Origin of the sequence: Pseudomonas sp. S37 (assembly GCF_016658545.1) — a bacterium.
GTDB lineage: Bacteria > Pseudomonadota > Gammaproteobacteria > Pseudomonadales > Pseudomonadaceae > Aquipseudomonas.
On the sequence record NZ_JACVZC010000194.1, the window covers coordinates 1 to 5195 of the forward strand.

At 63.8% G+C, this 5195-nt stretch carries 5 protein-coding genes; 3 read left to right on the plus strand and 2 right to left on the minus strand.

Annotation, left to right across the window (positions count from 1 at the left end; all coding sequences use genetic code 11):
- Nucleotides 1-162: 162 nt before the first annotated feature.
- The 3 genes from IAE39_RS28840 (at nt 163) to pdxH (ending at nt 3051) form a co-directional block, all read left to right on the plus strand.
- Entirely contained in the window at nt 163-1308 is a 1146-nt protein-coding gene (locus IAE39_RS28840) for a serine hydrolase domain-containing protein (RefSeq protein ID WP_201207865.1), read from the plus strand.
- Between the two features lie 99 nt (nt 1309-1407).
- Nucleotides 1408-2385: an OmpA family protein gene (locus tag IAE39_RS28845; RefSeq protein WP_201207866.1), complete on the plus strand. Its 978-nt coding sequence runs from the start codon at nt 1408-1410 to the stop codon at nt 2383-2385.
- An 18-nt stretch (nt 2386-2403) separates the two neighbouring features.
- A complete protein-coding gene (gene pdxH, locus IAE39_RS28850) occupies nt 2404-3051 on the plus strand; it encodes a pyridoxamine 5'-phosphate oxidase (RefSeq protein WP_201207867.1) in 648 nt (215 codons plus the stop codon).
- A gap of 220 nt (nt 3052-3271) precedes the next feature.
- Here the strand turns inward: pdxH and IAE39_RS28855 are convergent, their stop codons facing one another.
- Nucleotides 3272-3964: a TraX family protein gene (locus tag IAE39_RS28855; protein WP_201207868.1), complete on the minus strand. Its 693-nt coding sequence runs from the start codon at nt 3962-3964 to the stop codon at nt 3272-3274.
- A gap of 3 nt (nt 3965-3967) precedes the next feature.
- Nucleotides 3968-5044 carry a metal-dependent hydrolase gene (locus IAE39_RS28860; protein ID WP_201207869.1) on the minus strand — a complete coding sequence of 359 codons (1077 nt, stop codon included), beginning with the start codon at nt 5042-5044 and terminating at the stop codon, nt 3968-3970.
- Between the last annotated feature and the right edge of the window lie 151 nt (nt 5045-5195).

The window sequence follows — 5195 nt, forward strand, 5'->3', positions numbered from 1 at the left end:
CTGCGCAGCCCAATCCGACCGGTCCGGCGCTCCGGCAAGGCCGCTCCCACAGGGATTCGATGCGCCATTCATCGCGACCACCCAGCCCAAGCCAGTTTGCAAAACGCCAAACTACTGAAACAATGCACACCTTTTTGAATATGGTCGTACGGAGAACAGCGGGTGCAGATCCAGGGTCACTATGAGCTGAAGTTCGAAGCCGTGCGCGAAGCCTTTGCCGCGCTGTTCGATGATCCCCAAGAGCGTGGCGCCGCGCTGTGCATCCAGGTTGGCGGCAAGACTGTCGTCGACCTGTGGGCCGGCAGTGCCGACAAGGACGGCCAGCAGGCCTGGCACAGTGACACCATCGCCAACCTGTTCTCCTGCACCAAGACCTTCACCGCTGTTACCGCGTTGCAGCTGGTCGGCGAGGGCAAGCTGGCCCTTGATGCCCCTGTAGCCAACTACTGGCCCGAATTTGCCCAAGCCGGTAAGCAATCGATTACCCTGCGTCAGTTGCTCAGCCACCGTGCCGGCCTGCCGGCCATCCGTGAGCTGCTGCCGGCTGAAGCCCTGTATGACTGGCAGACCATGGTCGACGCCCTGGCGGCCGAGACGCCGTGGTGGACACCTGGCACGGAGCATGGCTACGCCGCCATCACTTACGGCTGGCTGATCGGCGAACTGATCCGTCGTGCCGATGGCCGTGGCCCCGGTGACTCGATCGTGGCGCGCACCGCCCGCCCGCTGGGGCTGGATTTCCATGTTGGCCTGGCCGACGAAGAGTTCGACCGCGTGGCGCACATCGCCCGTGGCAAGGGCAACCCTGGCGATGCCGCCGCACAGCGCTTGCTGCAGGTGACCATGCGCGAACCCGAGGCCCTGTCGACCCGTGCCTTCACCAACCCGCCAGCGATCCTGACCAGCACCAACAAGCCGGAATGGCGGCGCATGCAGCAGCCCGCGGCCAATGGCCATGGCAATGCCCGCAGCCTGGCGGGCTTCTATGCCGGGTTGCTGGATGGCAGCCTGCTTGAATCCGAACTGCTCGATGAGTTGACCCGCGAGCACAGCCTCGGCCAGGACCGCACCTTGCTCACCCAGACCCGTTTCGGCCTGGGCTGCATGCTTGACCAGCCTGACGTGGCCAACGCCACCTTTGGCCTAGGCGCCCGCGCCTTCGGCCACCCCGGTGCCGGTGGCTCGGTCGGCTTTGCCGACCCGGAGCACGATGTGGCCTTCGGTTTCGTGGTCAATACCCTCGGCCCGTATGTGCTCATGGACCCGCGTGCGCAAAAACTGGTGCGTGTCCTTGCCAGTTGCCTTTGATCGGGTAATGCGGGTATTGCCCCACCCCTTTGACTATCCTCAATGCCAACGCCTGAAGTGCCTAGGCAAAATATCTTTCTATTTCATGGTGTATCGCTGATGTCTTCACATAAAACCTTAGCACTCGCCCTGTGCCTGACCGCCGTGACCGGTTGCGCCAGCCACTCCCCGGAGGGCGCCAAGGAGGGCGGTTCCAGCTGGTGGCCTTTCGGTTCGGACAAGGTCGCCGAGCAGGAAGTGAAGGCAGCCGTCACTGAAAAAGTGGCCAAGGCCGATGCCAAGTCCGAAAGCGCCAGCCGCTGGTGGTGGCCGTTCGGCGGCGACGACACGCAAGCCAAGGGGCCAGTGGTACCGAAGATCGACCAGAAGGCCACCCAGGCCTGGCTGGACGAGTACGAGCCCAAGCTGCGCGAAGCGATCAAGGACAGCAAGCTGGAGCTGGAGCGCCGCGATAACGTGCTGGCCGTGACCATCCCGGTGGACAGCTCGTACAACCCGGACCGCCCGAACATGCTGCTGCCCATGACCCTCGGCCCGATCACCCGCGTGGCCAAGACTGTCGAAGGTGACCCGAAGACTGCCGTGCTGGTACTGGGCCATGCCGACACCAGTGGTGCCGCTGCTGCCAACCAGAAGCTCAGCCTGGAGCGCGCCGCGTCGGTTTCGGCCATTTTCCGCCTCAGTGGCCTGCAGCGTGACCGCCTGACCCTCAAGGGCATGGGTTCGGTGATGCCGCGTGCCGCCAACGACAGCGCCGAGGGCCGCGCCCTTAACCGCCGCGTGGAAATGCTGCTGACTCCGCAAAACACCATGGTCGCGCTGCTGGCCAAGTACCAGCAGGCTACCCCGGCACCTGTTCCGGCCTCGATGGTGGCGGTTCAGGATGCCAAGGCGCCAGCCGCCAAGGCCGCCGACAGCAAGCCAGCCGCCAAGCCGGCAGCGAAGAAGCCGGTAGCCAAGGCCAAGGTCCCTGCGAAGGCTGCCGCCAAGAAAAAAGCCGCGCCAGCCAAGCCGGCCGCCAAGAAAGCTACCGCTGATAAAAAAGTAGCTGCCAACAGCCCTGCGAAGACCAACTGATCGTCAAGGAACGCAGTAATGACCCAATCCCTGGCCGATATGCGCCGCGACTACACCCGTGATGGCCTGGCTGAAGCCCAGGCACCGGGCGAGCCGTTTGCCCTGTTCCACCAGTGGTTTGCCGATGCGGTGAAAACCGAGCAGGCACCGGTGGAAGCCAACGCCATGACCCTGGCCACCGTGGACGGCGCAGGCCGCCCGCATTGCCGTGTATTGCTGTTGAAGGGGCTCGATGAGCAGGGCTTTACCTTCTTCACCAACTACGACAGCGCCAAGGGTCAGCAACTGCAGGCCAACCCGTTTGCAGCCATGACCTTCTTCTGGCCGGCGCTGGAGCGCCAGGTGCGTATCGAGGGGCGGGTGGTCAAGGTTTCGGCCAAGGAGTCGGACGACTATTACCAGGTGCGCCCGCTGGGCAGCCGCCTGGGTGCCTGGGCGTCGCCGCAGAGCCGGGTGATTGCCGGGCGAGAGGAGCTGGAGGGCCTGGTCAAGGCCACCGAAGCGCGGTTCTCCGACACCCAGCCGCATTGCCCGGAGCATTGGGGTGGCTACCGGTTGCTGCCTGAGCGCATCGAGTTCTGGCAGGGGCGGGCTAGCCGTTTGCATGACCGCCTGAACTACCGGTTGGTTGATGGGCAATGGCTGCGGGAGCGCTTGGCGCCCTGAGATTTTTTGGGCTGCTTTGCAGCCCTTTCGCGACACAAGGCCGCTCCTACATGGGATCGCGCATCCAGCCACTGGCGCAGTCTCCTGTAGGAGCGGCCTTGCGTCGCGATAGGGCCGCAAAGCGGCCCCGGCATTTTTTGCATCATCGCCAAAATCCCGGGACTGCTACGCAGTCCTTTCGCGACGCAAGGCCGCTCCTACAGGGAACTGTGTACGCCAATCAGGATACGATCTTGATCACCAGCAAATGCACGGGATAGAACAGATAACCCCACCGCCCCACCGCAGGCACCCGCCAATCATCATGCCGCAACAACAGCATGCCAACCGGAATGGCCAAGGCTGCAGCCATCAGGGTCAGTACGGTAACCGGCGCCAGCAGATGCCCCAGCAACCAGCTATTGGTCAAATTCCCGCCCATGGCCAACAGGCAAGGCAGCATCCAGGCAACCCCTCCCTGCCTGCGCGCCATCAGCCAGGCGCCCGGCAGCAATACCCCCGGCAAGCCGTACATCAATTGCTCGCTGAACAGCCATCCCGCAAGCAGCGCGGTTAAACCAAGCACTCGCGCAGGCATCAACGGGTAATGCACTGCCCAGGCAACCAGCAAACCCAGGAGCAGTGTCGGCATCACGCTGAATGTTTGCGAGCCACTGTCCAACCACCGATAGGCAGGCTCCGACAGCACCACAAACACCAGCATCAGCCCCAGGTAGCGTATGTTGCCACGGCTGCACAACGCCTCTGCCCTCGCGCGCCCCACATTCACTGCAATCGCCAGGCAGAACAGCGGAAACGCCAGCCGGCCAAGCACGAACAGGCCATCAGCTTCAGGCCACAGGAAGCGCAAGTGGTCGGCAACCATGGTCAACATCGCCGTCCACTTGACCAGGTCCAGCCCGGCCGAGCGCATGCCTTAGCGCCCACGCTCGATGGGGCTCACGCCCAGGTAGCGTTCGGTCCACACGGCCAGCGGCAAAGGCGGTTGCTGTTCGATGATGCGCCGCCAGATCAGCATCAGGTCAGCGCCACTGAACATCGAGCCGGGCCCTGCGCCGTTGAACGTGGAAGGTACATCGACAATCCAGTGGCCCTGGCTGTCACGGTGAGCCATGTTGAACCGGAAGGTGTAGTTGCCCGGGATACCCATGCGCAGGTCGGTGACTACCAGCGCGTCGCCGATCTGGTCATAGCGCAACCAGTCATCGGTGAACCAGCGCAAACGTTGATGCAGGGGATCATTGGCCAGCGCTTGCGCCAGTTGCAGGTTACGCGGCAAGCACTGCATCTCTGGTGCTTGCCGGTCGAACCCGCTGCTGATGCCTTCGTAGTAATCGCCTTCTGGTGTCTTGGCCAATACCCGCCAGACCAGGCTGTTGAACGCGATCGGCACGGCGCGCACCTCGCTGGCCGCGATACCTTGCTGGTCCAGCGCCGCCTGAAAGCGCTGCTCGGCTGCCATGCGCCCGGCGAGGCCGAAGCCGAGGTAGGCCGTGCTGAATACCAGCGCCAGGGTCAGCAGGCGTGTGGCCCTTGCGGTCACACCTTGGGTGATGGCGTAGATGACGGCCGCCAGCAGTGGCACGGTGTAGACCGGGTCGATGATGAACACCGCCGCCCAGCTTTGCGGGGTGCTCTGCAGTGGCCAGAACAGCTGCGTGCCGTAGACCGTAAAGGCGTCGAGCAATGGGTGGGTAATGAGTACCAGCCAGAACGCAATGAACAGCCTGGGCAAGGTATAGCCCTTGTCAGACCAGCATTTGTTCACCAGCCAGGCCAGCAACAAGGCCAGCCCGGTGAGCACGAACAGCGAATGGGAAAAGCCACGGTGGTAGGTCATCTGCGACACCGGGTCGGCATAGCGGATGATTACGTCGAGGTCGGGCAGCGTGCCTAGCACCGCGCCATACAGCAGCGCGCGACGGCCCTGGATGCGGCCGAGAACGGTGCCTTGCAGGGCGGCGCCGAGTACGGCTTGGGTGATGGAGTCCAAGGGGGCGGTCCTGAAAAGGTGGTTTCTGGAAACTACCCTCAACCTAGCCTGATACGCAATTCCCCGTCTTGTTGCCGGATGCATCACCCAGTCCTGACGCGACCCTTGTAGGAGCGGGGGGGGGGGGGGGGGGGGGGGGGGGGGGGGGGGG

Coding starts and splice junctions, on each gene's coding strand:
- IAE39_RS28855 (WP_201207868.1), bottom strand. CDS start 3,964: ATGCGCTCGGCCGGGCTGGACCTGGTCAAGTGGACGGCGATGTTGACC.
- IAE39_RS28845 (WP_201207866.1), top strand. CDS start 1,408: ATGTCTTCACATAAAACCTTAGCACTCGCCCTGTGCCTGACCGCCGTG.
- pdxH (WP_201207867.1), top strand. CDS start 2,404: ATGACCCAATCCCTGGCCGATATGCGCCGCGACTACACCCGTGATGGC.